Genomic DNA, 26,433 nt, shown 5'->3' with positions numbered 1-26,433 from the left:
CTGCGACCCGGACTCGAGCGACACGGAGACACCTCATGCAAACGCCCTCAGCGGACCGGCTCGGTGCACACGACCCCTCGCCGGGCAAGGCGGCCGCTCTCCTGGCCCTGCACACGGGTAGCGGCTTCGTGCTGCCCAACGCCTGGGACCCCGGGTCCGCGCGCATCCTCGAGCAGGTCGGGTTCCCCGCGCTGGCGACGACGAGCGCAGGTATCGCGTGGTCCTGCGGGGTCCCGGACGGCGGTGCGGTGGACCGCGCCACGATGCTCGAGCACGTGGGTCGGATCGTGGCAGCGGTGGGCGTCCCGGTGACCGCGGACCTCGAGGCCGGGTACGGCGACACCGCCGCCGAGGTCGGACGGACCGTGGGCCTGGCCGTGGAGGCCGGGGTGGTGGGCGCAAACATCGAGGACGCGCGACAGGGCGGGCTGTTCGGCATCGAGGAGGCGACCGAGCGCGTCGCGGCCGCCCGGGCGGCGGCGCCGAAGGGAACCTTCGTGCTGAACGCCCGAACCGACGCCTACTTCGTCGGCACGGCCGGCGACGCGTTCGCCGAGACGGTCGAGCGGGCGGTCCGCTACGTCGAGGCGGGGGCCGACTGCGTCTTCGTGCCGGGCGTCGTCGAGGAGGACGCCATCCGTCGGCTCGCGGCAGCCATCCCCGGACCGCTGAACGTGGTGGCCGGGCTGGCGAACAGGATCGACGCGCCGACCCTCTTCTCGCTCGGGGTGACGCGGGTGAGCCTGGGCGGCAGCCTCGCCCGCGCGGCGTACAGCGGTCTGGAGCGGGCCGGCCAGGAGCTGCTCGGCTCCGGCACGCTCGGCTTCCTCGACGACGTGGTCAGCCACGCCGACCTGCAGCGTCGCTTCCGAGCGTGACGGCACCCTAGGCAGCCCACACCCTCGCAGCGGCCATGTGGTCCCGGTCCGGGTGGTCGGGCGCTCGGGTGCAGCGGGTCAGACGAAGTCGAACAGCGGCGGGAACACGAGCACGACGACCGCCGCCCAGGCGCCGTAGACCGGCAGGTAGCGCGTCTGCCACCGCTCAAGCTGCGCGAACGTCCCACGACCGCGCAGGAACCGGGCGCTGCGCCATGCCGACGCCCCGAGGTGCACGAGAAGCAGCAGGTTCAGACCGAGGGCGGCGATCTTGTTGGGGCTGGTGCCGAACTGCGCGATCCGCGTGAGCATCGCGGTCAGCATGACGGCGTCGACCGCCAGTGCGGCCCCCACCATGACGAGCTGGAGCCAGTCGGCCAGCCCGGGCGGTGCGAACGGGTCACGGGCCGAGATCGAGTAGACGAGCAGCGCCAGGACCAGCACGAGGATCGCGTCCATCACGATGAGCAGGTCACGGTCGACCTCGACGATGCCCCCGGACGCGATCAGCACGACGAGGACCGCGAGGAGCATGGCGATGGTCAGCGGCGTGAAGATCCGGGTCAGCACGGGCGCGATGTTCTCGACGACGTCCTGCTTGGCCTCGACGAGCCAGGCGGCGACGACGAGGGCGCCCGGAACGGCGAACGGCATGACCCAGCCCGCTATCCCCGGACCGGGGTCCAGACCGACGATCTGCAGCATCCCGGCGGTCAGACCGAGCAGCACCCCGCCCCCCAGCGCGAGCAGCGTGTAGTAGATCGCGAGCTCGCCGGTGAACCGCACGAAGTCCATGCGTCGTCCGTCGGAGCGCCACGAGCCTGCGACGTACGCGAGCCCCACCACCAGCCACATGACGACGGGCGCGTGCAGGATCGCGAGGAGCTCGGTGGACCCCTCGGGGTGGAACGGGTAGACGTTGAGCACGACGGCGAGCACCACGAACGGCACGACGACCGCCGCCACGGTCCGCGGACCGGCCTTGCGCTTCCACCCGAGGTACGCGGCGAGGAACGGCAGCACGAGCAGTCCGACGTTGCGCACGAGCCCGACCTCGTCGTCGCCGAACCAGGAGATCCCGGCTCGCACCGCGACGCCCGCACCGAACGCGAGTCCCAGCACCACCGCGAGCTCGCGCCAGCGGGGCACCTTCGAGTCGGCAGCGTCGTCAGGGACGAGCGCCAGCTGCTTCCACAGCCGGTCGGAGTGCTCTCGGGCGTACTCGCGGGAGACGGCGTCCAGGTTGCCGAGGCGCTTGATCGCCACGAGGAACGCCTCGTCGTCGTCGAGCCCGGTAGCGCGCAGGTCGGCGACCTGGCCCCGAAGGTGGTCCTCGAGCTCGTCGACGTCGGCCGTGGAGATGACCTGGCGGCTGTGGACGTAGCCGCGCCACCTGTCGACCTGAGCCTCGAGCTCGTCGTCGTGCGCCATCACGCCCACCCTTCGACGACCGTCGCGGGCCGTGGCGCCGCCTCCCACACCTGCCGGAGCGCGTCCGCGACGACGCTCCACTGCGCCTGCCGCTCGGCGAGTGCCGCCCGGCCAGTCGGGCTGATCGCGTAGTGCTTGCGGCGGCGGCCGGTCTCGGACGTGCCCCAGGACGACGAGACGTGACCGAGCCGTTCGAGCCGGTGCAGCAGCGGGTAGAGCATCCCGTCAGTCCACTGCATGCGCCCGCCGGACAGCTCGCCGACCCGTTTGAGGATCGCGTACCCGTAGAGATCGCCGTCGGCCAGGATCCCGAGCACGAGCGGTGTTGCGGACGCGGCAACCAGGTCCTTGTCGAAGTGCACGACGCCTCCTCTACCTTGTGGTGCTAGGTATCAAACCCTAGGACCTCTAGGTATCTCAAGTCGGCCTATCGACCCTGGGCCGGTGGCGACCACCCACAGCGGGCGACCCGAGGTGCTCGGTGCCAGGATCCTGTGATGGAGCGGGTCGACGAGGGACGGGTCGTCGCGACGGCGTCACCGTCGCGAACGCTCAGACTCACCCAGACGGCCTTGTGGTCGACGATGACGGTCTTCTACCTGCTCGTAGGCCTGGTGATGCACCGAGGCATGTACGTGGCGTTCGGCATCGTCGCCGGGACGTTCAGCATCCTCTGGATCACCATCGGGATCGTCGAGCCGACCGTGCGCCTGCGGCTCACCACCGATGAGCTGATCGTTCAACGCTGGCTGCGGCCGTACAGGATCCATCGAGCTGACGTGGTGCGGCTGCACGGAAACATCGACGGCCGGCCAGAGTGGAGCGCGAATGTCATCGTCGAGACGACGTCGGGGCGGCGCAAGCTTCCCTCGTTCACCGAACGACCCGCCCAGCTCCTCCCGATCCTGGAGGCATGGGTCACCGCGCACGACCCCGCGCAGCAGGCGCCGTAGTGCACCCCGCTGACCAGGAGCGTGACGAGCAACTTGAGCGCGCCGCCCCTGGACACCGCCGTGCGCGCTGCCATGATCAGCCGTGGCTCACATCGCGGATCTCGCACCGTACGACTACGACCGTGAGGCGCCCGACGCACTAGCCGTGGGTTGGCTCGATGAGAGTGCCCCCTTCGCGACTGGAGCCTGCCCCGAGGACGTCACGGTGCGGTTGGTCGAGCTCGCCGCTCATCCCGTGCGGTTGATGCGTGGCTACCACTACTGCCAGTTCTGCTGGCGTGCCGCTCCACCGCCGCAGTTCCTGCGAGCGGCGCCCGATGTCGCCCACGGCAACGGTGAGATCTGGATCACCGCGACTGACGGCACCATCTATGCCGCGCCCGTGCTCATCGCCCACTACATCGACGCCCACTCGTACCTGCCGCCGATCGGCTTCGTCGAGGCGGTTCGGACTGGAGCGCCCACCGAAGGTCTCTCCTGACGCCTGTTCGTCGAGAGCTCGGTCGTGGCAAGCGCCGAGGCACAGCCAGTTGGCCGTCAGGTCGCACTCGCACAGCCACCAGGGCTGGCCGCTGCGGACCTCGTGCAGCGCAGTCACGCTCCGCTCCCTAGGCGAGCGGCCGGGAACGACGATGCGGCCCCACCCCGAGAGGTGAAGCCGCAGGTCAGGTGTGGAGCCGCCTAAGAGAATCGAACTCTTGACCTTCTCATTACGAGTGAGACGCTCTGCCGACTGAGCTAAGGCGGCGTCGTCGCGGTCCAGAGACCTCGGCGAGCGCGCCAACTGTACCCGTAGGACCCCGCTCGCTCCAAAGCGAGCAGGGTCAGGCGTGCGGACGCCCGGGCAGGCAGGCAAGCGCAGCGGCTCCGAGCGCGACCGCGTCCTCGATGAGCGCGGCCTGAACGTCCGGCATCCGGCCCACGGCCCACGCCCGCCACGACGCGCCTGCGTGCGCGCTGACGAACCCGGCGAGCGCACCGGCCACCGCGGGGAGCACCGGGCTCGCCGACGCACGACGCGCGAGGGTGGACGCCCCCATCGCGCCCGCGGCCGCGCGAAACGCTGCGCCCCCGTGGCCCAGCCGGCTCGGGGCGTTCGGCAGCTTGTCGCCGATCATCTCGCCGACGATCCCGACGGCGGCACCGACACGGACGGCGGGCCGCCCGTGACCCGCAAGGGTCGCCGCGCCGGGTCCGAGCGACGATCGCGCGCCGGCGGCCCAGCCGATCAGGAGGGAGCGGACGACCAGCGCTGGGCTGAGTCCTCTGGTGAGACGAGTCATCCCGACACGTTCGCTCGTGACAGCCCGGTCAGCAACCCGGGAGCCGGTCGACCGTCAGCAGCGGGTCCCGGCCGCGGGAGCCTCACCGCCGAGCAGGTAGGTGTCGACCGCGTCCGCGATGCAGTCGTTGGACGACCCGTACGCCGTGTGCCCCTCGCCCTCGTAGGTCAGGAGCACGCCCGTCGACAGCAGCTCAGCGAGGTCCTCGGCCCACCGGTAGGGGGTCGCAGGGTCGTTCGTCGTACCGACCACGACGATCGGCGGCGCACCCGGTGCGGTGTAGTCCGCGAGCTCGGCGGCGGCAGGGACCGGCCACTTGGCGCAGATGGTCTCGCCGTACGCGAAGAACCGCCCGACCGTCGGCGCCACCTCCTCGATCTGGGCCGCCTGGGCACGCATCGCGTCGAAGTCCGGCTCGGCGACCCGCGGCTGGTCCACGCAGCTGATCGAGTTGAACGCGACCATCATGTTCGTCGAGTAGGTGCCGTCGCTCTCGCGGTCCGTGTAGGCGTCAGCGAGCTGGAGCAGGACCGAGCCGTCGTTCTTGTGGATCGCCCCCTCCAGCCCCATCGTCAGGTACTTCCACAGGTCCTGGGAGTACAGCGGCATCGCGATGCCCAGGAACGCCAGGTTGCCGGTGAGCTCACGGTCCGTTTCGGTGGGCAACGGGTTGGCGCGCGCCCCGTCGAGCAGCTTGACCACCTGCCCGAGCCCGTCGTCGACCGAGCCGCTCAGGGGACAGTCCTTGCCGGCCTGGCAGTCCGCCACGTAGGCCCGGAGCGCGTTCTCGAACCCGACGGCCTGACCCTCCGAGACCTCGTCGGTCGTCAGCGTCGGGGGCAGTGCACCGTCGAGGACCATACGCCCGACCGTCTTCGGGAAGATCGCCGCGTACGTGGCACCGAGCTCGGTGCCGTAGCTGTACCCGAGGTAGTGCAGCTCGTCGTCGCCGAGGGCCGAGCGCAGGATGTCGAGGTCCCGTGCGGCGCTCACCGTGTCGATGTGGCCGAGCACCGGACCGGTGTTCTTCAGGCAGGCGGCGCCGAACTCGCCGTACACGTCGATGACGTGCTGGATCCCGGCGTCCGTCGTGTAGTCGGCGTCGAACGCGAACAGGTCGTCCAGCTCCTGGTCGCTCACGCACTCCACCGGCGTCGAGCGCTGCACGCCCCGCGGGTCGAACCCGACGAGGTCGTACTTCTTCTGCACGTCCTTGCTGACCATCCCTTGCGCCTGCGCGAGGAAGTCGACGCCCGACGCCCCCGGACCGCCCGGGTTGATCAGCAGCGAGCCGATCGGGTCCCCGCTCGTCGCCCGGGAACGCGCGAGGGCGAGCTCGATGGAGTCGCCCGACGGGTCGGCGTAGTCGAGCGGGACCCGCGCTGTCGCGCACTCGCCCGCGTCGCACGACGACCACTCGAGGATCTGGTCGTAGTACGTCGACAGAGGACCTGCCGGGGTCGACGAGTGCGCGCGGGGTGTCGCGACGGTCGTCTGGTTCTTCGGAGCCACGCAGCCCGCGAGGATCAGGACGAGGCCGACGAGTGACGCGACGGCGGCGGCGGAGCGGTGTCGCCGACGGCCGCTGGCGTCGCGTCCGGGCGCGGCGGGGTGATCGGTCGACGGCAGCATGCCCACACCGTAACCGTCGAGGCTGGACGGTCCGTGGGAGTCTCGGGGAGATTGCCGGGAGGTCCTTGGGCGAGCGGTGACATTCGCCCGGTCGGACCAGCGAAGGCCGGCCAGGTCAGCCCTGCGGTCGCAGAGCCACGGCCATGGCCTCGACAGCGAGCAACGGTGCGACGTTGCCGGCCAGCCGGGTGCGCGCCTGCCCCACCGCGTCCATCCGGCGCAGCGTCTGCTCAGCGGTGCTCGACTCGGCGAGGGCCCGCACCGACACCTCGTGCTCGACGTTCACCAGGTCGACGTCGGCACCGAGCTGGACGACGAGAACGTCGCGGTACAGCGACAGCAGGTCCACCATCGCCCGGTCGAGGACGTCGCGCTGCGCACGCGTCGCGCGGCGCTTCTGGTCCTCCTCGAGCTGCTTGACCTGCGTCCGCAGCGACGGGGGCAGGGTCGCGGCACCTTCGGCGCCCATCGCGCGCAGCAGCTCGGTGCGTTCCTGCGCGTCGCGTTCCTCGGTCGCCGCCTTGGCGTCGGCCTGCGCGGTCTCCACCAGCTCCCCCGCCGCGAGGACGGCGTCGCCCACGCCCCGGATCTTGGCGGCGATGCCCAGCACCGCGGACCGGCGGGACCGGGCCTGCGGGTCACGCGCGAGCCGCCGCGCGATGCCGACGTGGCTCTGTGCTGCGCGCGCCGCGATCTGAGCCACCTCGGGGTCGACGCCGTCCCGTGAGATGAGCAGCGCCGCCACGGCGTCCACCGGTGGGACGCGCAGCGCGACGGAGCGGCACCGCGACCGGATGGTGACCAGGACGTCCTCCTGGCTGGGCGCGCACAGCAGCCACACGGTGCGGCCCGCCGGCTCCTCGATCGCCTTGAGGAGTGCGTTGCCGCTGGTGTCGTTGAGGCGGTCGGCGTCCTCGATGATGATCACGCGGAAGCGGCCCTGCGCCGGGCTGCGCTGCGCGAGCTCCACGAGCGGACGGGCCGTCTCGGCACGGATGAAGACGCCCTCGGTCGCGACGACCGTGACGTCCGGGTGCAGCCCGCGCAGGGTGGTCGTGCAGTCGTGGCACACGCCGCAGCCGCCCCTCTCGCACTGCAGCGCGGCCGCGAACGCACGGGCGGCGTTGGACCGACCGGACCCCGGGGGACCGGTCAGCAGCCAGGCGTGCGTCATGGCGGACGGGTCCGTGATCGCGGTGCGCAGCACCTCGACCGCGGGCTCCTGCCCGACCACGTCGTCCCAGACGCTGCTCATGCCACGCCCTCGGAGAGGGCCGTCGCGGCGACGAGCGGCCCGACCCGCTCCCGCACCGCCAGCGCGAGGTCCTCGACGGGGCGGGTCGCGTCGAGAACGAGCCAGCGGCCCGGATCGGCCGCGGCGCGTCCCAGGAACGCCTCCCGGGTCCGGCGGTGGAACTCGTCGCCGGCTCGTTCGAGCCGGTCCGGCTCGCCCGTGAGCCGCGCCCGCCCGGCGACCGGGTCGAGGTCGAGCAGGACGGTCAGCGCAGGGAGCAGACCGTCGACGGCCCACAGGGAGAGACGTTCGACCTCGTCGGCCCCCAGGTCGCGTCCGCTGCCCTGGTACGCGACCGACGAGTCGAGGTAACGGTCCGTGACGACGACGGCTCCCCGCTCGAGCGCGGGCCGGACGAGCGAGGCGACGTGGTGCGCCCGGTCGGTCGCGTAGATCAGCGCCTCGGTCCGGGCGTCGACGTGGTCACCGTGCAGGACCGCGTTGCGCAGCTCGACACCAAGCTCCGTGCCGCCAGGCTCGCGCGTCAGGACCACCTCGCGCCCGAGCCCTCGCAGCCAGTCCCCGAGCAGGCGGGCCTGCGTCGACTTCCCGGCCCCGTCACCGCCCTCGAACGACACGAACAGCCCGTGCGGACTGGAGGTCGAGGCAGCGTCGGTCACGGCGTCAGGGTATCCGCCACCAGGGACACCGGGCCCGCAGCGGACGGCACGCCGTCACCGTCACTCACCGGGGTAGACGACCCCGACCTGCGCCCGGATGGCGTCCATGGTCCGCATGACCTCGAGAGTGTTCTCCCACGTCATGCGGGGGCTCTCGACGTCGCCGTTCGCGACGCGCCGAGCAACCTCTGCGGCCTCGAACTGAAGCCCCTTCTGGCCGGGCTTGTCGAAGGTCCACACCCGGCCGTCGAGGCGCTGGACCCGGAACGACGTGGTGCCGTAGAAGTCGCCGGCAACGCTGATGCGCCCCTCGGTGCCGGTGATCTCGGCGGTCGTCGGCGACTTGGCCCACAGCGTCGTCATCAAGGTCGCCTGGGTGCGCTCGCCGTACGTCATCGCGATCGAGATCTGCCCGTCGACACCCGTCTCGGTGAGCTGCCCGACCGCCTGGATCGAGTCCGGCACACCGAGGAAGTCGTGCGCGAACGACACCGGGTACACGCCGAGGTCGAGCAGGGCGCCACCGGCCAGGTTCGGGTCGAACAGGCGGCTCTTCGGGTCGAACGCGAAGTACTGCCCGTGGTCGGCGGAGACGTTGATGATCTCGCCGATCTCGCCCGCGTCGACCACCTGGTGGAGGGCGTCGACGTGCGGCAGGAACCGCGTCCACATCGCCTCCATGACGAACACGCCGGCCGCCCGAGCCGCGGCGAAGATCTCCTCCGCCTCCGCGGCGTTCCGCGTGAAGGCCTTCTCGACGAGCACGTGCTTGCCGGCGGCGATCGCGAGCAGCGCGTGCTCGCGGTGCTCCGAGTGGGGCGTGGCCACGTAGACCGCGTCGACCCGCTCGTCCTCGACCAGACCTCGGTAGCCGGTGTGGACCGTCGGGACACCGTGGGCCGTGGCGAACCGCTCGGCCCGGTCCCGGTTCCGGGACCCGACCGCGACGAGCTGTGCGCGGGTGTGAGCGTTCACCGCAGAGGCGAACACGGCGGCGATCCCACCGGCGCCGAGGATGCCCCAGCGGATCGGAGGGGCGGTACGGGGGTCCTCGGTGCGTGCCATGGCGACAACCTAGCGCTCAGGGCGCACCAGCGCGTCGGAGCGTCAGACGACGGCGGCCGCGAACCTCTCGGCGACGTCCGCGGCGGTCGGGCCCGCGGCGCCCGGCACGTCACCCACCACCTGGACGTGGACCACGACCGTGTCGCGCGACAGCCAGATGTCGGCGACCGAGAACGGGTCGGTTGCGGGTGAGCCGTCGTCCTGGAACGAGGCCTCGTCCCGGGCCAGCGCGACTCCGGACCACCCGCCCTGGTCGACCGGGGTCACGGACGCGCCGGAGATCACCCCGCGGGGGATGTACTGGGTCCCCTCGAGCTGCTGGCGCGGCACCTCACCGTCCACGGCCCACTTCTCGGGGTCCGTGGCCTTCTGGTCCACGACCGCCCGGGCAGCCGCGGCATCGGCGAGCTCGTAGACCTGCACCACCTGCACGGCCCCACCCGCGGTGGGCATCTGGGCGTCGGCGAGGTCAGGCGTCGAGGACCCGGTCAGGGCCGTCGCACGGAGGTCGCCGAACGACTCTCCGCACTGGGGCAGCGCCGGGGCGGTCGGTGCCACCCCGGCGGCGGCGGCTTCCTCCGCGGACGCGGCGGCCTGCTCCTCGAGCAATGCGGCGGCCTCCGGCGTCCCCGGCTCGAGCTCGTCGCAGCGCTCGACCGTGCGCCCCGGCAGGAGGCCGTCGCTCAGGGCCGTGCTCGCCTGGGCGAAGGTCACCGGGACCACCGTCGGCGTCGGTGACGGCGTGACCGCCGCCTGCGTCGGCTGCTCGGCCTCGGGCTGCGAGGAGCACCCGGCCACCAGGACGAGCCCCAGCCCCAGCAGCGCACCCAGCGCCGCTGACGGACGGTGCCGACGCGTCAGGGGAACCCCCCGCATCACGTCGACTTTGCCTTGGCGCGCGTCGTCGTGGCCCGCTTGGCAGGAGCCTTCTTCTTGGCCGGGGCCGACGCGCGCTTCTCGACGAGCAGCTCGATCGCCTGCTCGCGCGTGATCGTCTCGGGTGTGAGGTCGCGCGGCAGCGTCCGGTTGGTGACACCGTCCGTGACGTAGGCGCCGAAGCGGCCCTCCTTCACGACGATCGGCTTCTCGGACGTCGGGTCATCGCCCAGCTCGCGCAGCGGCGGCGCCGACGTCGCGCCCCGCCCACGCTTCGGCTGCGCGTAGATGGCCAACGCCTCCTCGAGGGTCGTCGTGAACAGCGCCTCCTCCGAGGCGATCGTCCGCGAGTCCGTGCCCTTCTTCAGGTACGGCCCGTAGCGCCCGTTCTGCGCGGTGATCTCCGCACCCGACTCGGGGTCCACCCCGACGACGCGGGGCAGGGACAGCAGCATGAGCGCGTCGTCGAGCGTCACCGACGCCAAGGACATCGACTTGAACAGGGACGCGGTCCGCGGCTTGGGCGCCGCAGCGAGCGCACGCTTCTGCGCTGCCTGCGAGAGCGACGTGTCGATCTCCGGGTCCGGGAGGATCTCCGTGACGTACGGCCCGTAGCGTCCGCTGCGCGCCACGATCGGCGTGCCGGTGACCGGGTCCGTCCCGAGCACCTGGTCGCCGTCGGGCTGCGTCTCCAAGAGCTCGCGGGCCTTCTCGACTGTCAGCTCGTCGGGCGCAAGCTCCTCGGGGACCGACGTCCGACGCGTGGTCCCGTCCTCGGCCGGCTCGGCCGCAGAGTCCTCGAGGTAGGGCCCGTACCGGCCGACGCGCAGGACGATCCCGTCGCCGATCGGGATCGAGTTCACCTCGCGCGCGTCGATGTCTCCCAGGTTCGCGACGAGGTCGCGCAGACCCTCGCCCTCCTCGTTGCCCGACCCGTCGCCGAAGTAGAACCGCGACAGCCAGTCCACGCGGTCCTTGTCGCCGGCCGCGATCGCGTCGAGGTCCTCTTCCATCTCGGCCGTGAACTCGTAGTCCACCAGCCAGTCGAAGTTCTCCTCGAGCAACCTGGTGACGGCGAACGCGAGCCACGACGGCACGAGCGCCTGCCCGCGTCCGGTCACGTAGCCACGGTCCTGGATCACGGAGATCGTCGCGGCGTACGTCGACGGTCGCCCGATCCCCCGCTCCTCCATGGCCTTGACCAGCGAGGCCTCCGTGTACCGCGGCGGCGGCGAGGTGCGGTGCCCGTCGGCGGTCAGGTCCGATGCCGTGAGCGGGTCGCCCTCGGCCATCTTGGGAAGCCGGGCGTCACCCTTCTCGGTGTCCGCGGTCGAGGAGTCCGTGTCGTACCGCGAGACGTCGCGGCCCTCCTCGTACGCCGCGAGGAACCCGCGGAACGTGATGACGGTGCCCGAGGCGGAGAACAGGACGTTCGTGCCGTCGGACGCCGTCGCGCCGAGGCGGACGGACGCGGTCTGGCCCCTGGCGTCGGCCATCTGGGAGGCGACCGTGCGCTTCCAGATCAGCTCGTACAGCCGGAACTGGTCGCCGGACAGCTCCTTGGCCACCTGGGCCGGCGTCCGGAAGTGGTCACCGGCGGGCCGGATGGCCTCGTGCGCCTCCTGCGCGCCCTTGGCCTTGCTCGTGTACACGCGGGGAGCGTCGGGCACGTACTCGGGGCCGTACAGCTCCGAGGCCTGCCGGCGGGCGGCGTCGATGGCCTGCGCGCTCAGCGACGAGGAGTCCGTACGCATGTAGGTGATGTAGCCGTTCTCGTACAGACCCTGTGCCGTGCGCATCGTCTGCCGTGAGGCCATCCGCAGCTTGCGCGAGGCCTCCTGCTGCAACGTGGAGGTGGTGAACGGCGCGGCGGGCTTGCGCGTGTAGGGCTTGGTCTCGAGCGAGGCCACGCTGAACGACGACGATGCGAGGTTGGCGACGAGGCTCGTCGCGACCGCCTCGTCGATGTGCACGACCTCGGAGGACTTCAGGGTGCCGTTGTCCGCGAAGTCGCGACCGGAGGCCACGCGGCGTCCGTTGACGGAGGAGAGACGGGCCGAGAAGGCGGGCTCGGACGCGTCCGCGACCGCGAAGGTGCCGGTGATGTCCCAGTAGTCGGCGGCGACGAACGCCATGCGCTCGCGCTCACGCTCGACGACCAGGCGGGTGGCCACCGACTGGACCCGACCGGCGGACAGACCCTGGCGGACCTTGCGCCACAGGACCGGGCTGACCTCGTACCCGTACAGCCGGTCGAGGATGCGGCGGGTCTCCTGCGCGTCGACCAGGCGGTTGTCGAGCTCACGCGTGTTGGCGAGCGCCCGCTGGATCGCCTCGGGGGTGATCTCGTGGAACACCATGCGCTTGACCGGGACCTTGGGCTTGAGCTCCTGCAGCAGGTGCCAGGCGATGGCCTCGCCCTCGCGGTCCTCATCGGTGGCCAGGAAGAGCTCGTCGGAGTCCTTGAGCAGCTTCTTGAGCTCGCTGACCTTCTTCTTCTTGTCCGAGTCGACCACGTAGTACGGCGCGAAGCCGTTGTCGACGTCGACCGCGAACTTGCCGAAGGGACCCTTCTTCATGTCCGCGGGCAGCTCCGACGGCTGCGGGAGGTCGCGGATGTGCCCGACGCTCGCCTCGACGTCGTACCCGTCGCCCAGGTACCCCGCGATCGTGCGCGCCTTCGCTGGCGACTCCACGATGACGAGCTTGCGCCCTGCAGACATGTCCGGCCTTCCTCAGACTGCGCCGGCTCGGACGAGCCCGCACGTGGTACACCGCTGGGGACTCTACGGCGTTCCGTCAAGCCTCCGGCAATCGGGTCGACAGGCGGGAGCCCCTACCTGTGGGTAACTCCGCAGATCACGCAGACGTTCCGGGAACCGACGAACGGGCCGCCGCAGCCTGCCTCAGGGCGAGCATGATCGCGAACGCCAGGCACGACGCCATGAGCGCCCCGGCCGCTCCTCCGAGGTACGCCGTGACCTCCTCCGCGCGGGTCGACAGGTCGCCACGGTGGTTCCATGTGTGCGTCAGCGCGACCATGGCGCAGCCCCCCGCCGCCACCCCGAGGATGACCAGCCCGGACACCACGAGGCGCATGGTCGCGGGCGTCGGGTCGAGGTCCGCGTCCGACGGCAACCGCATGGCACCGGTGGTCGTCGGGAACTGTGGGGGCGTCAGGGCGACCAGGGCGCAGGCGATCGCGGTCCACGCGAGCACCACGAGCACGGCTGCGACGACGTCCGAGGGCCGGTGCCACTGGCCGATGAGCGTCGAGATGCCGGTCGCGCTGGTGTACCCGGCACCCAGCACCGCCGCCCACGGTCGCACCCGCGGGGGCACGACGATGAGCAGGGCCGCCGACACCGATGCCGCGGCGGTCGTGTGCCCGCTCGGGAGCGTGTTGCCGTAGCTGCCGTCGACCCCCAGGTCCGGCCGGTAGAAGACCGCGTGCTTGAGCACCTGGGTGGTCAGGTTGGCGCCGACCATGAGCACGGCCACCTGCACCGCCAGCGACCAGCGACGACGCAGGGCGGCGATGAGCATCGCGCCGATGAGGACCGCGGCGATGAACCCGACGGACACCACGTCGAGCACCCGCTCCGCCACGCGCCACAGCTGCGTCTGCCCGTAGGCCGCACCCTGGAACGCCGCGTTCTCCACCTGCTGACCGGCGAGCGTGAGCACGAACCCGCGCCACAGCATCCAGACGCCCACGAACGAGGCCACGGCGATCAGGAGCGCCACCACCACCACGCCGAGCCGCCGGTCTCGGGCGACCGGCGCCGGGATGACCGGTGCGGGCAGGGCTGGGGCGTCGCTCACCGCACCACGGTAGGTCACCGCCGGCGACCTCCCGAACCGGTCAGGGCGCCGGCGCGAGACCACCTCGTGCGACGACGACCGCGTGCGTGCAGGTGCCCAGCTGCGCCCGGACCTCGTCGTCGGCGTTGATGCACAGGAGGCACCCACCACGGCGCTCGAGCTCGACCGCGGCCTCGTCGATCGCGTCCGCGGCGTGGTGGCTGCGCAGGGTGACCGCCGCCAGGTCGAGCACGACCATCGAGGCCGTGCCCGAGAGCGCGTCGAGCAGCGCCCGCAGCCGACCCACCTCCGCGCGGCCGAAGGAACCGGCGGGTCGCACGTTCGCGGTCAGCCAGGGGACCTGGTCGAGCCCTGGTGCGGTCATGGTGCTCATCGCGTGCCTCCCGGCTGCGTCGGCGAGCGCGTGGTCGTCCACGGGCTCGCTGACCACTTCACTCGCCCGGCCTGTGGAACACCTGGACGTGGGCGTCTCTTGACCTGTGAGAGGCCTCGTCACACAGCGCCCCTGACCGGACCGCCCTCGGTGGCGACACGGTCGCCGACGAGCGACGACCGAGGCGGATGCCACCGAGGACGGGCCGGGGATCAGCGGGAGCTCAGCGGACCGACAGCTCCACGGGAACGGGGACCGGTGTGAACCCTGCCGCGGCGACCGCCCCCGGGTCATGCAGCAGGCAGGCCACCTGACGACGCGGGTCGTCACCAGGCACCGCCGGGGTCACGAGCTCCGGGTGGACCGTCGGGCACGCGTCGAACGCGTGGGCGCAGCGGTCCCGGAACGGGCAGCCGCTGGGGCGCTTGGCCAGGTCCGGCGGCGACCCGGGGATGCCGCCCAGCTCACGACGTGGCCCGCGCAGCGGCGGGAACGAGTGCAGCAGGGCGTCCGAGTACGGGTGCCGCGGACGCCGGTAGACATCCTGTGCCGCGGCCTCCTCGACGATCTCGCCGGCGTACATGATCGCGATGCGGTCGGCGATCTCGATGAGCAACGAGACGTCGTGCGTGATGAAGATGACCGAGAACCCGAGCCGGTCGCGCAGCTCCGCGATCTGCTCGACGATCTGGCGCTGCATGACGACGTCGAGCGCGGTCGTCGGCTCGTCCATGATCAGCACCTGCGGGTCCAGCGCGAGCGCCATCGCGATCATGACGCGCTGGCGCATGCCGCCGGAGAGCTGGTGCGGGAACGAGCGCAGACGGTCCGGCGAGATACCGACCATGTCGAGCAGGTCCGCAGCGCGCTCCAACGACTCCTTCTTGGTCATGTTCGGCAGGTGCGCCAGGAGCGCGTCCGAGATCTGCCGTCCGATGCGGTGCACCGGGTTGAGCGAGTTCATCGCCCCCTGGAACACGATCGCCATGTCCTGCCAGCGCGACGCCCGCAGGTCACGGTCGCTCATGGCCAGGACGTCGACCTGGTCTCCGGAGCGGTCGGTGAAGATGACCTCGCCGCCCGTGATCATTCCCGGCGGTGGCAGCAGACGCGTCGCCGCGTAGGCCAGCGTCGACTTGCCGCAGCCGGACTCCCCTGCCAGCCCGAGCACCTCACCGCGGTTCAGCGTCAGCGAGACGTCGCGCAGGACGTGCGTCGGGTTGGCGTCGAAGCCGTAGTCGACCGACAGGTTCTTGATCTCGAGCACGGGCTCGGCGACGCGGCCGACCTCGCCCGGGGTCCAGACGGACCGCGTGGGGACGGCGCTCATGACCGGTTCTCCTTGGTCTGGTGTGGGGCACGCTCGGTCACGTCGATCAGCTCGGACTGCGTGACCAGCTCGGACTTCCGTGCCGACGCCCCCGGCGCCTCGTACACGACCGGGGTGAAGCCGATGCGGGGACGGATGCCGCGCTTGCGCAGGCTCCGGGCGTTCATCCCGACGCTGCGCAGACGCGGGTTGACGAACTCGTCGATCCCGAAGTTGATGAGCGTCAGCGCCATCCCGACGAGCGCGATGCACAGACCGGCCGGCACGAACCACCACCAGGCACCACGCTGCAGCGCCTGGTTGTTCTGGGCGCCGAAGAGGATGGTCCCCCAGTTCCAGTCGTTCGGGTCACCGATGCCGATGAACGCCAGCGTGGTCTGCGTGAGCACCGCGAACACGACGGTGGCGACGAACCCCGACGCGATGATGGCCGTCAGGTTCGGCATGATCTCCGCGGTGATGATGCGCCAGGTGCTCTCACCGCTGGCGCGTGCGGCCTCCACGAAGTCCCGCCGACGCAGGGACAGGGTCTGAGCCCGCAGCACACGAGCACCCCAGGCCCAGCCGGTCACGGCGATCACCGCGGCGACCGTGACACCGCCCACCGACGGCAGCTGGCCGGCGATGATGATGATGAGCGGGAGCTGCGGGATGACCAGGAAGATGTTGGCGAGCATCGACAGACCCTCGTCGCCGATCCCGCCGATGTAGCCCGAGGTCACGCCGACCAGAACGCCGATCGCGGTGGCACCGACGCCGGCGATCAGGCCGACGATCATGACGCTTCGGGCGCCGATGATGATCTGCGACAGAATGTCCTGGCCCAGCTGGTTGGTGCCCAGCCAGTGGGCCGAGGACGGGCCCTGCAACAGGTCGGCGCTCAACGCGCCCGGGTCGTACGGCGCCAGCCACTGGCCGAAGATCGCGAGGATCCCGAAGAACGCGATGATCACGAACCCGGTGAGCGACTTCGAGTTGCGCAGGAACACGAACCGCTGCTTGCCGGACGTGGTGGTGTCGTCGGTCGCGACGTCCGGGGTGTCTGCCAGGAGCGTCAGGTCGATGGCCATGTCAGCCCTCCTGCCGGGTCCGCGGGTCGAGCGCGGCGTAGACGAAGTCGGCAACGATGTTGGCGACGAGGACGGCGAGGGTGATCACCAGGAAGCAGCCCTGCATGAGCGGGTAGTCGTGCGTCGTCACCGCGGTGAACAGGACGTAGCCGATGCCCTGGTAGGAGAAGACCATCTCCATGATCAGGGTGCCGCCGACCACGAACCCGAGCGACAGGGCGAAGCTGGACACCTGCGGCAGGATCGCGTTGCGCGAGGCGTAGCCGCCCATGACCGTCCGCTCCTTGAGGCCCTTGGCCTGCGCGACCGTCACGTAGTCCTCGGAGGACACCGTGACCATCATGTTGCGCATCCCGAGGATCCACCCCGACACCGACGCGACGACGATCGTCATCGCCGGCAGGAAGCCGTAGTAGATGACGGAGCCGATGAACTCGAACGACCAGTTCGGCACCATCGCACGGTCGTAGCTGCCGCTCGAGGGGAACCAGCCGAGCCGGACCGAGAAGACCGAGATCGCGATGAGGGCGAGCCAGAAGTAGGGCACCGCGGAGAAGAACGCCGAGATCGGCAGAGCCGAGTCGGCCCACGTGCCACGCCGCCAGCCGATCGACCGTCCGACGAGCGTGCCGAGCGTGAACGCGATGATCGTCGCGACGCCCACCAGGCCCACGGTCCACGGCAGTGCCTGCATCACGATCTCGCCGACCGGCTGCGGGAAGAACGTGAACGACCGGCCGAGGTCGCCGTGCAGGATCAGCCGCCAGTACTCGACGTACTGCTGCCAGAGCGACTTGTCCTCGTCGAGCCCGAGAAGGATCCGCAGCGCCTGCTCGGCGTGCGAGTCGATCTGACCCTGCAGGCGGCCCATCAACGCGGTGACCGGGTCGCCCGGCATCATCCGCGGGATGAAGAAGTTCAGCGTCACGGCCGCCCAGGCGGTGACGACGTAGAAGATGATCCGGCGGACCATGAATCTCATCGGGGGTCCTCCTGACCAGCGGCAGCGGCGATGTCGGCATCCGCGCGGACCACGACCTCGACGTCGATCGTCGGGCGCTGGCCGTACGCGTCGAGCACCGAGCCGAGCTGCGGACGGTCGGGACGGTCCGAGTAGCCCCAGCAGGCGGCCTTGCGGCCCACGCCGACGTCGAGGAGCGGCGGGAGCTCGCTGCGGCACGCGTCGACGGCGAACGGGCAGCGCGGGTTGAACCGGCAGCCGTCGGGGGGCGTGACGAGGCTCGGGGCCTCACCGCGCGCGCCACGGGCACGGGCGTCGAGGTCGTCGGGGTCCGGCGCCGACCGCACGAGCAGCTGCGTGTACGGGTGCTTGGGGTCCTGCGTGACGGACTCGCTGTCACCGCTCTCCACCACGCGGCCCGCGTACATCACCATCGTGCGGTCGGCGAAGTAGCGCGCGGACGCGATGTCGTGGGTGATGTAGAGGATGGCGATCTGAAGGCGGTCGCGCAGGTCACGCAGCAGGTTGAGGATGCCGAGGCGGATCGAGACGTCGAGCATCGAGATCGGCTCGTCGGCGAGCAGGACCTGGGGGTTGGCCGCGAGGGCGCGCGCGATCGCGACGCGCTGCCGCTGGCCACCGGACAGCTCGTGCGGGAACTTGTCGATGTACCGGCTGGCGGGCCGCAGGTTCACGCGGTCCAGGAGCTCGGCGAGCGCCTTCTCGAGCTCGTCGCCACCCAGGCGGCCACGGTGGATCTTGAGGCTGCGCGTCAGCGTGTACCGGACGGTGTGCACCGGGTTCAGCGACGCGAACGGGTCCTGGAAGATCATCTGGACCTTCGAGACGTACCGCCGGAAGCCCGCGCGGCCCGTGGTCTTCGCGTCCTCACCGTTGAGCAGGATCGTGCCGTCGGTCAGGGGCATGAGCTGGGCGAGCAGCCGCGCGATCGTCGACTTGCCGGAACCCGACTCCCCGACGAGGGCGACGACGCGACCGCGGTAGAGCTCGAGGTCCACACCGTCGACGGCGTGGACGACCTTCTTGGAGCGGAACCCGCGGACGGGGAAGTGCTTGCGGATCGATACGGCCTGCAGGACGGGGGTCTGCGCCGGAGCGTCCTGCGCGGCGCCTTCACCGTGCTCGGTCCGGCCTTGCGTTGGGGCAGTCATCAGCTCACCTAGGGAAACGGTTCTTCATGCCGGGCGGTTCCTGCGGGTGCGGTGGGGCACAGCCCCACCGCACCCGCAGGTCAGGTGTCCTCAGGCCGTCGTGCAGAGCACCTGACGACAACCCGCTCGATCATCGGCTCAGCTGGCGGGCTTGAGCTTCATGACGATCTCGGCGGCACCCGGACGCGTCGGCTGCGGGCCGGCGTACGGGTCGTCCTCGGACGGCCACCCGACGTAGTTCTTCGTGGAGTACTGCGCCGTCTGCGGACGCGACCAGAGGGCGATGCCGGGGACGTCGTCCACGAAGATCTTCTGGATCGTGTTCATCGCCGCCGTGCGCTCGTCCTCGCTGGCGCTGCTGGCGTACGTCTCGAACGCGGCCGCGGCCTCGGCGTTCTGGTAGCGCCCGAAGTTCCAGTTGGCCTTCTGGCCGATCGGCACGTACCGGGCACCGTCGAAGATGTCCGAGTACATGTCGTACGGCGTCGCGCCGCCGTCGGTCCAGTGGAACGCCGCCTGGAAGTTGCCCTGCTCGATGTCGGCGAACCAGTTGTCGGCCGGCGGCTTCTCGGCCGTGGCCGCCGCGCCGAGCTCCTGCGCGGTGGCGACGACGAGGTCCTGGGCCGTGTTGTAGTCGTTCCAGCCGGTCGGGTCCGTGATCGCGAACGAGACGGCCTCACCGTCGGGGTCGATCAGCTTGTCGCCGTCCCAGGTGTAGCCGGCGTCCTTGAGGATCGCCTTGGCGTCGTCGACGCTGGACGCGTAGTCCTTGCCGTCGAGGTCCGGGTTCAGGAACGGCTGGCCGGCCGGGAGCGGCATGCCCGAGACGTTCGTGAGGACCGGGTTGACGCCGGACGTCGCGATCTTCGTGATGTTGGTGCGGTCCAGCGCGGTGTTCAGCGCCTGGCGGAACGCCTTGTTGCTGAACGGCTTCTTCTCGACGTTGAGGTACAGGTTGTCGATGCCGAGGCCGGCGGCGCCCCACTGGTGGTAGTTGGCCGGGTCCTTCGCGATGTAGACGTTCTCGTAGTCCGCGATGAACGTCCAGCCCCACTGCACCTCACCGGTGGTCAGGGCCGTGGTCAGCGCGGTGTTGTCCGTGTAGGACGAGTACCGGAGCTGGTGGACCTGCGACTTGCCGCCCCAGTAGTTCGGGTTCGGGTCGAGGGTCGCGGCCTGCGGCGTCCAGGACGTCAGCGTGAACGGGCCGGTGCCCACCGGGTCCTTGTTGACGTCGGTCGTCGGGTCGGCGATGTCCTTCCAGATGTGCTCCGGAACCTGGACCAGCTGGTACAGCTTGGTCTGGTTGACGAACTGGCCGGTCGTGAATGCGACCTTGACCGTGCCGTCGTCCTGGACCGCGACGTCGCCGTACGGAAGCGCAGCGGCGTTGATCGCCTCGTTGTTCTTGCGCAGGTTGATCGAGAACGCGACGTCCTCGGCCGTGAAGTCCTCGCCGTCGGACCACTTCACGCCCGCGCGGGGCGTGATGGTCGCTTCGGTGTAGTCCGCGTTCCAGGTGATCGACTCGGCGAGCCACGGCTCGGGGTCGGCCGCCGGGTCCGCCTCGTTCACCATCATGAGGGGCTCGTAGATCACGGTGGCGTAGCCGAGAGACGAGATGGACGAGTTCGTGGCGAACGGGTTCTGGTTGTTCGTCTGCACGCCGTTGGGCATGCCGATGGTCAGGACGGCGTCGGCCGAGCCGCCACCGCCGGTGCTGGACGGGTCGTCGCTGCCGCTGCCTGAGGAGCAGGCTGTGGCGAGCAGCGCCACCGTGGCCATACCGGCCATCATCGTTGCGAGCTTGCGCGTTCTCACGGAGTGCCTCCTTGCACTGCTGGGGTACTTACGGGGTTCGTACGCTGAATGGACTGACGTGGGAGCCTTGCCGAACGACCGCGGATCGTCCTTGGTGCGGGACTACAGGTGCGGATCGGGCCCGGTGAACGGTGACCCCGGAAGGTCCACGTCCACCGCAAGACGTAGGTCGCCTGACGAACGGCCCACGCGGATCGGGTAGGTACCGGCTGGGGTGACCCAGCCGGGCCGTGCTGCGTCCCAGGTGCGGAACGCACGTGCGTCCACCCGTACCTGGACCCGTTCGTGCGCGCCGGGCTCGGCGTGCACGACAGTGAAACCGCCGAGCCAGCGCACCGGGCGCTCGCCCTCAGGCGAACCCTCGGGAGCCTCGACGTAGACCTGGACGACCTCACGCCCGGCGCGGGTCCCCGTGTTGTGGACGACGACGTCCAGCACGACCGCCCCGTCGTCGGCCAGGACTGACTCCGCGGACTCGTACTCCCACGTGGTCCAGCCCAGGCCGTGCCCGAACGGGGCGGCAGGGGTGCGGCCGAGGGCGAGCCAGGAGCGGTAGCCGACGTGCACGCCGTCGACGTAGTCGACGACGCCGTCGACGGGGATCGCGTCCGGGACCGGGACGTCCGACTCGTGCGCCGGAAGCGTCCACGGCAGGCGACCCGACGGCTCGGTGACACCGGTCAGCACGTCCGCGAGCGCCTCGGGCCACTCCTGGCCACCCAGCCACGCCCACACGACGCAGGGAACCTCGTCGAGCCAGGGCAGGAGCACCGGGGCACCGGCGTTGATGACGACGATCGTGCTGGGGTTCGCTGCCACCACGGCCTTGACCAGCTGGTCCTGGGTGCCGGGCAGTCCCAGGCTGGTGCGGTCGTAGCCCTCGGACTCGATCTCCTCGTTGGTCCCGACGACCACGATCGCGAGGTCGGCCGCGGCTGCGGCCTCGACGGCGACGGCCAGCAGCTCGTCGGGCGAGGTGCCCGGCGTGCGGTGCACCAGCTCGGCGCGGGCGAAGCTCGGGTACCCGACGGGGTGCACCGCCTGGACGAGGGCCTCGACCTCGACGGTCGTCGGCTCGGTCACCTCGATCACGAGCGTGGCCGGGACGGGCTGGTTCACGCTCGAGTCCAGGATGACCTCGGCGCCGACGACGAGGTCGCTGGTCGAGAGGACCTGGCCCCCGATCGAGATGACGTGCTTGCCCACGGTGCCGACACCGACCTCGTGGCGGCCGGGCTCGTCGAGCCGGACGGTCGTGCGGATGCGGAGCGCAGCGGCCGGCCCGGGCACCTCGCGCAGCCAGCCGTTCCACTCGGTCACGTCGGCCGTGGCCAGCACGGCACCATTCACGTCGAGCAGCTCGCCCTGGGCGCCGACGTGACCCTCGGGAGTGGTGCAACGACCCGCGAGATCCAGAGCGGGAGGCAGCAGACGGGAGACCGCGCCGGGGTGCAGGTCGATCTCGGCATCGCCGAAGGCCGCGCTCAGAGCGTCCGCCGGGGTCGATGCACGGTCGGGTCGCACGTACCCGGAGCCACCGCCCTGCTGGAAGGGGTGGACCGCGTTGGGGCCCAGGAGCGCGATGCGCGTGACCTCCTGGGGCGCCACGGGCAGCGCGTGCTCGTCGTCGCGGAGCACGACCATCGAGCGGGAGACCAGACGCCGCAGCACCTCGCGGACGTCGACGTCACCGACCTCGTCCCGCAGCACGCCGGACGGCGCGAGGCTCTCGAGCGCACCGACCCGCTGCGCCATGCGCAGGAGACGCAGGACCTTGTCGTCGAGGAGCGACTCGGCGACCTCGCCGGAGCGCACCGCGTCGAGCAGGCCGTCGCCCCAGACGCCGTCCGGTCCGGGCATCTGCAGGTCGAGGCCGCCCTCGGCCGCTCCGACGACCGACTTCGTGGCTACCCAGTCGCTGATCACGACGCCGTCGAAGCCCCACTCGTCCTTCAGGACTCCGGTGAGCAGCGGGCGGTGCTCCAGCACGGGCGCAGCCGTGTCCCCGTCGTCGACACCCGAGTAGGCGCCCATGACCGACCAGGCCTGAGCCTCGAGGACGAGCTGCTCGAACGGTGCGAGGTAGACCTCGCGAAGGGTGCGCTCGTCGACCCGCGCGAGGTAGCTGGTGCGCTGGGTCTCGGAGTCGTTGGCGACGAAGTGCTTGATGCACATGCCGACGCCGCGGTCCTGCGCGGACCTCACGACGTGCACCGCGATCGCGCCGGTGAGCAGCGGGTCCTCGGAGTAGCACTCGAAGTGCCGGCCGGCGACGGGCGTGCGCTGGAGGTTGACCTGCGGGGCGAGCACCACGTCGACACCGTGCCGTCGCGCCTCGGCGGCGAACACCGCGCCCACCTCGTCGGCCAGGTCCACGTCCCAGGTGGCGGCGAGTGCGCTCGGCGCGGGGAACGACGCCGACGTCTCGTCGGCGCTGTCGGAGATGCCGCGCACGCCCGCCGGGCCGTCCGAGACGTGCATGGCGCGCAGGCCGATGTGCGGCACGGCGGTCGTGGACCACAGGCCGGCACCGACGACGAGGCGGACCTTCTCCTCGAGCGAGAGGCGCGGCAGCAGATCGCTCAGCGCGGCTTCTGCGTTGGTGGGCCGTTCAGCCGTGGGCGGCTGGGTGGCCGTGTCGAGTGACACAGCGGCAATCTCCGATCAGGACGTCGTTGTCTTCTGTCGAGAATCAAAGCACAACTTACTGACCTGTCAGTAAGTTGGAAGATCACAGTATGGTTTCGGTCATGGACGACGAGGTTCCCCAGAAGGCAGGCCCGCGCAAGGCCCGACAGCCGCGCCAGGCCACGGCGGAGCGCAGGGCCGAGATCCTGCGTGCAGCGGCGAACACGTTCGGCTCCAAGGGCTACCTGAGCGGCTCCCTGACGGAGGTCGCCGAGCAGGTCGGCATCACGCACGCAGGAGTCCTGCACCACTTCGGCTCCAAGGAGCAGCTCCTCGTCGAGGTCCTCGAGTACCGCGACAAGGAGGACGTGCGCGACCTCGAGGGCCAGCACATCCCCGGTGGCCTCGAGCTCTTCCACCACCTCGTACGCACCGCCCGGGCGAACGTCGACCGGCGCGGCATCGTGCAGGGCTACACCGTCCTGACCGGCGAGTCCGTCACCGAGAACCACCCCGCACGGACCTGGGTCACCGACCGGTTCAGGGTCCTGCGCGGAGAGATCCGCACCGCCCTGCTCGCCGTCGGGAACGGCCAGGTGTCCGAGGAGCTCGCCGACTGCGCCGCGAGCTCGATCATCGGCGTCATGGACGGTCTGCAGGTCCAGTGGCTCCTCGACGAGGACGTCGACCTGCCCGTGGCCACCCAGTTCGCCATCGAGGCGATCCTGACCGCGACGCTCGCGGGCGCGCAGCGACCGCACCCTTTGAGCTGACGCCGCCTCTCAGACTGTTCACAGGCTCGGCCCAGCCTCACCTCAGGTGACCGTCGGATGGTCGGACCATGACGACCACGACCAGCCGCCGTCCGGACGTGTTGACCCGACCTGACGGGACCCCCGTTCGCGCACTGGTGGTCGACGACGAGCCGACCCTCGCCGAGCTGCTGTCCACCGCCCTGCGCTACGAGGGCTGGAAGGTGGACCACGCCCTGACGGGCCATGCCGCGATCAAGGCGGCGAAGGCGCTCGACCCCGACGTCATCGTGCTCGACGTGATGCTCCCCGACCTGTCGGGCATCGACGTGCTGCGCCGCGTCCGCGCCACCCACCCCGACGTCCCCGTGCTGTTCCTCACGGCGAAGGACGCCGTCGAGGACCGCATCGCCGGTCTGACCGCCGGTGGCGACGACTACGTGACCAAGCCCTTCAGCCTCGAGGAGGTCGTCGCCCGGCTGCGTGCACTGCTGCGGCGGACCGGGTCCGTGTCCTCCCGGGAGGAGGCCGTGCTCGTCGTCGGCGACCTGCAGATGGACGAGGACAGCCACGAGGTCACCCGCGGCGGCGAGGACATCCGCCTGACCGCCACCGAGTTCGAGCTGCTGCGGTACTTCATGCGCAACCCCCGGCGCGTGCTGTCCAAGGCGCAGATCCTCGACCGCGTGTGGCAGTACGACTTCGGCGGCCAGGCGAACATCGTCGAGCTCTACGTGTCCTACCTCCGGCGCAAGATCGACAAGGGTCGCGCCCCGATGCTGCACACCCTGCGAGGCGTGGGGTACGTGCTGAAGCCGACCGTCTGATGGTTCCCTCGCGTGCTCGGTGGACGTTGCGCCGACGTCTGGTCGCCACCGTCGTCGCGCTCGTCGCCGTCGTCGCGGCCGTCATGGGCACCGTCACCACGCTCGCACTGCGCAGCTCGCTGGTCGACCAGCTGGACGAGAAGCTGACGATGGCGCACGGGCGCGCCACGGACGTCCACGCACAGGCGGCGGCCGGTGCGACCTTCGGCGGCTTCCCGGCCGTCCCGTCGCCCGACGTGTTCGGCACCGGCGGCCTGGCCGTCGCCGACGACACCGCGCGGCCCTACCAGGACTTCGGGACCGTGAACGTGCTCCTGCCCGCGGGCACGGACCCCGAGAGCCTCGAGGCGCGGGACGCCGGCTACCGTGACGACTCGGGAACCGGGTTCACCAAGCTCACTGCCGAGCAGCTCGACCAGATGCTCGCCGTCCCCGACGACGGCACGGTCACCACCATGACCTTGTCCGACCTCGGCCAGTACCGGGCGGTCTCGAGCACCACCTCCGACGGCTCGGTCGCGGCCACGGCCATGCCTCTCGCGGCGGTGAACAGCACCATCACGAGCTACGTCGCGATCGAGGCCGTCGTGGCAGCACTCGCCCTCCTGGTCGCCGCAGCGGTCGGAGCGGTGCTCGTGCGGCGCGAGCTACGCCCGCTCGACCGCGTGGTCACGACGGCCAACCGCGTCGCCCGGCTGCCCCTCGACCGGGGCGAGGTCGTCCTCGCCGACCGTGTTCCCGCCGCCGACACCGACCCCGCGACCGAGGTCGGCCAGGTCGGTGCGGCGCTCAACCAGCTGCTCGGGCACGTCGAGCAGGCCCTCGCTGCCCGGCACGAGTCCGAGTCGCAGGTGCGCCAGTTCGTCGCGGACGCCTCGCACGAGCTGCGCACACCGCTGGCCTCGATCCGCGGCTACGCCGAGCTGGTCCGCCGCTCTCCCGAGGAGCTGCCCGCCGGCGCCCTGCAGGCCATGTCCCGCGTCGAGTCCGAGTCGCTGCGGATGACCGGGCTGCTCGAGGACATGCTCCTGCTCGCCCGGCTCGACGCGGGCCGCCCCCTGGCGGCCGACCCCGTCGACCTCGCCCTGCTCTCGATCGACGCGCTCACCGACGCCCACGTGGCCGCTCCCGACCACACCTGGACGCTCGACCTCGCGAAGGACACCTCGCCGGACGACGTCCTGGTCGTCGGCGACGACCACCGTCTGCGCCAGGTGCTCGCCAACCTGCTGTCCAACGCGCGGCTGCACACCCCGCCCGGGACCTCCGTGACCGTGAGGCTGCACCGCGACCGATCGCACGTGGTCCTCGAGGTCACCGACGACGGTCCCGGCATCCCGCCGAACCTGCGCGACAGCCTCTTCCAGCGGTTCTCCCGCGGCGACGCCAGCCGCAACCGCAACACCGGCTCGACCGGCCTCGGGCTCGCGATCGTCGACGCGGTCGTGACGGCGCACGGCGGCACGATCGCCGTCGGTCCCGGCTCGCCGGGCTCCTCGACCGGCACCACGTTCACCGTCACGCTGCCGGCTGCGCCGGCTCCCCCGCCACCCACGACCGAGCAGCGTCCGGCCACCAGCAAGGCGCCGGCCCGCGTCTGAGTCCGCCCGCGGTGGCAGCGCGTCGGTGTGCGCGGGAGAGT

The 26,433-nt window shown here is 71.0% G+C and carries 23 protein-coding genes and 1 tRNA gene; 6 read left to right on the top strand and 18 right to left on the bottom strand.

Translation table 11 applies throughout. The features are described 5' to 3' along the window. Positions 1–35: 35 nt before the first annotated feature. Positions 36–878, top strand: coding sequence for an isocitrate lyase/phosphoenolpyruvate mutase family protein (locus N553_RS0108365; protein ID WP_081844420.1), 843 nt, complete (start codon positions 36–38; stop codon positions 876–878). 78 nt (positions 879–956) lie between these two features. Here N553_RS0108365 and N553_RS0108360 read toward each other — a convergent pair whose 3' ends face one another. Together N553_RS0108360 and N553_RS0108355 are read right to left on the bottom strand one after the other, a co-directional pair. Continuing rightward, positions 957–2,309 carry a permease prefix domain 1-containing protein gene (locus N553_RS0108360; protein WP_034621450.1) on the bottom strand — a complete coding sequence of 451 codons (1,353 nt, stop codon included), beginning with the start codon at positions 2,307–2,309 and terminating at the stop codon, positions 957–959. Continuing rightward, the gene (locus N553_RS0108355) at positions 2,309–2,671 is read right to left on the bottom strand and encodes a PadR family transcriptional regulator (RefSeq protein ID WP_028046133.1); all 363 of its coding nucleotides are present in this window, start codon (positions 2,669–2,671) and stop codon (positions 2,309–2,311) included. Before N553_RS0108355 ends, N553_RS0108360 begins: the two co-directional genes overlap by 1 nt. A gap of 135 nt (positions 2,672–2,806) precedes the next feature. On the opposite strand from N553_RS0108355, the gene N553_RS0108350 reads away from it, so the two are divergent. After that, positions 2,807–3,262 (top strand): hypothetical protein, encoded by a 456-nt coding sequence (locus tag N553_RS0108350; RefSeq protein ID WP_028046132.1) that lies wholly within the window; start codon positions 2,807–2,809, stop codon positions 3,260–3,262. Positions 3,263–3,344: 82 nt separating this feature from the next. Beyond that, positions 3,345–3,743: a hypothetical protein gene (locus tag N553_RS0108345; RefSeq protein ID WP_028046131.1), complete on the top strand. Its 399-nt coding sequence runs from the start codon at positions 3,345–3,347 to the stop codon at positions 3,741–3,743. A gap of 191 nt (positions 3,744–3,934) precedes the next feature. On the opposite strand, the gene N553_RS0108340 is transcribed toward N553_RS0108345, so the two are convergent. From N553_RS0108340 to N553_RS0108260, 16 genes are all read right to left on the bottom strand, one after another. Continuing rightward, positions 3,935–4,010 (bottom strand) — tRNA-Thr (locus tag N553_RS0108340). A gap of 76 nt (positions 4,011–4,086) precedes the next feature. Continuing rightward, positions 4,087–4,545, bottom strand: a complete 459-nt coding sequence (locus tag N553_RS21840; protein WP_051639920.1) for a hypothetical protein — start codon at positions 4,543–4,545, stop codon at positions 4,087–4,089. Between the two features lie 54 nt (positions 4,546–4,599). After that, on the bottom strand, positions 4,600–6,177 hold the full coding sequence (locus N553_RS21835; RefSeq protein ID WP_081844487.1) for an alpha/beta hydrolase: 1,578 nt from the start codon (positions 6,175–6,177) through the stop codon (positions 4,600–4,602). Between the two features lie 115 nt (positions 6,178–6,292). Beyond that, a complete protein-coding gene (locus N553_RS0108325; protein WP_028046130.1) occupies positions 6,293–7,432 on the bottom strand; it encodes a DNA polymerase III subunit delta' in 1,140 nt (379 codons plus the stop codon). Then, positions 7,429–8,091: a dTMP kinase gene (tmk, locus tag N553_RS0108320; RefSeq protein WP_028046129.1), complete on the bottom strand. Its 663-nt coding sequence runs from the start codon at positions 8,089–8,091 to the stop codon at positions 7,429–7,431. Before tmk ends, N553_RS0108325 begins: the two co-directional genes overlap by 4 nt. Positions 8,092–8,151: 60 nt before the next feature. After that, complete coding sequence (locus tag N553_RS0108315; protein WP_028046128.1) at positions 8,152–9,156, bottom strand: Gfo/Idh/MocA family protein; 1,005 nt, start codon at positions 9,154–9,156, stop codon at positions 8,152–8,154. Positions 9,157–9,198: 42 nt separating this feature from the next. Then, positions 9,199–10,032 (bottom strand): hypothetical protein, encoded by an 834-nt coding sequence (locus tag N553_RS0108310; RefSeq protein ID WP_028046127.1) that lies wholly within the window; start codon positions 10,030–10,032, stop codon positions 9,199–9,201. After that, complete coding sequence (topA, locus tag N553_RS0108305) at positions 10,032–12,755, bottom strand: type I DNA topoisomerase (protein WP_028046126.1); 2,724 nt, start codon at positions 12,753–12,755, stop codon at positions 10,032–10,034. Before topA ends, N553_RS0108310 begins: the two co-directional genes overlap by 1 nt. Before the next feature lie 136 nt (positions 12,756–12,891). Continuing rightward, entirely contained in the window at positions 12,892–13,857 is a 966-nt protein-coding gene (locus N553_RS0108300) for a phosphatase PAP2 family protein (RefSeq protein WP_231505199.1), read from the bottom strand. A gap of 40 nt (positions 13,858–13,897) precedes the next feature. Next, the gene (locus N553_RS0108295; RefSeq protein ID WP_156043744.1) at positions 13,898–14,230 is read right to left on the bottom strand and encodes a hypothetical protein; all 333 of its coding nucleotides are present in this window, start codon (positions 14,228–14,230) and stop codon (positions 13,898–13,900) included. A gap of 223 nt (positions 14,231–14,453) precedes the next feature. Beyond that, complete coding sequence (locus tag N553_RS21830; RefSeq protein WP_034620878.1) at positions 14,454–15,560, bottom strand: ABC transporter ATP-binding protein; 1,107 nt, start codon at positions 15,558–15,560, stop codon at positions 14,454–14,456. Continuing rightward, positions 15,557–16,630: an ABC transporter permease gene (locus tag N553_RS21825; protein ID WP_051639919.1), complete on the bottom strand. Its 1,074-nt coding sequence runs from the start codon at positions 16,628–16,630 to the stop codon at positions 15,557–15,559. Before N553_RS21825 ends, N553_RS21830 begins: the two co-directional genes overlap by 4 nt. Position 16,631: 1 nt before the next feature. After that, positions 16,632–17,612: an ABC transporter permease gene (locus tag N553_RS0108275; protein ID WP_028046122.1), complete on the bottom strand. Its 981-nt coding sequence runs from the start codon at positions 17,610–17,612 to the stop codon at positions 16,632–16,634. Continuing rightward, a complete protein-coding gene (locus N553_RS21820; RefSeq protein ID WP_081844419.1) occupies positions 17,609–18,763 on the bottom strand; it encodes an ABC transporter ATP-binding protein in 1,155 nt (384 codons plus the stop codon). Before N553_RS21820 ends, N553_RS0108275 begins: the two co-directional genes overlap by 4 nt. Positions 18,764–18,901: 138 nt before the next feature. Next, entirely contained in the window at positions 18,902–20,584 is a 1,683-nt protein-coding gene (locus N553_RS0108265) for an ABC transporter substrate-binding protein (protein WP_028046121.1), read from the bottom strand. A 102-nt stretch (positions 20,585–20,686) separates the two neighbouring features. Then, positions 20,687–23,233 (bottom strand): beta-glucosidase, encoded by a 2,547-nt coding sequence (locus N553_RS0108260; RefSeq protein ID WP_028046120.1) that lies wholly within the window; start codon positions 23,231–23,233, stop codon positions 20,687–20,689. 101 nt (positions 23,234–23,334) lie between these two features. Here N553_RS0108260 and N553_RS0108255 point away from each other — a divergent pair, with 101 nt between their 5' ends. The 3 genes from N553_RS0108255 (at position 23,335) to N553_RS21815 (ending at position 26,392) form a co-directional block, all read left to right on the top strand. After that, positions 23,335–23,985, top strand: coding sequence for a TetR/AcrR family transcriptional regulator (locus N553_RS0108255; RefSeq protein WP_051639918.1), 651 nt, complete (start codon positions 23,335–23,337; stop codon positions 23,983–23,985). 68 nt (positions 23,986–24,053) lie between these two features. Then, positions 24,054–24,791 (top strand): response regulator transcription factor, encoded by a 738-nt coding sequence (locus N553_RS0108250; RefSeq protein ID WP_028046118.1) that lies wholly within the window; start codon positions 24,054–24,056, stop codon positions 24,789–24,791. After that, positions 24,791–26,392, top strand: a complete 1,602-nt coding sequence (locus N553_RS21815; RefSeq protein ID WP_051639917.1) for a cell wall metabolism sensor histidine kinase WalK — start codon at positions 24,791–24,793, stop codon at positions 26,390–26,392. The genes N553_RS0108250 and N553_RS21815 overlap by 1 nt, the downstream gene beginning before the upstream one ends. Positions 26,393–26,433 lie beyond the last annotated feature (41 nt).

Source organism: Cellulomonas sp. URHE0023 (assembly GCF_000688475.1).
Classification (GTDB): Bacteria; Actinomycetota; Actinomycetes; order Actinomycetales; family Cellulomonadaceae; genus Cellulomonas.
Note: the sequence above shows the minus strand (reverse complement) of the source record. Positions and strands in the feature narration are given on the sequence as shown.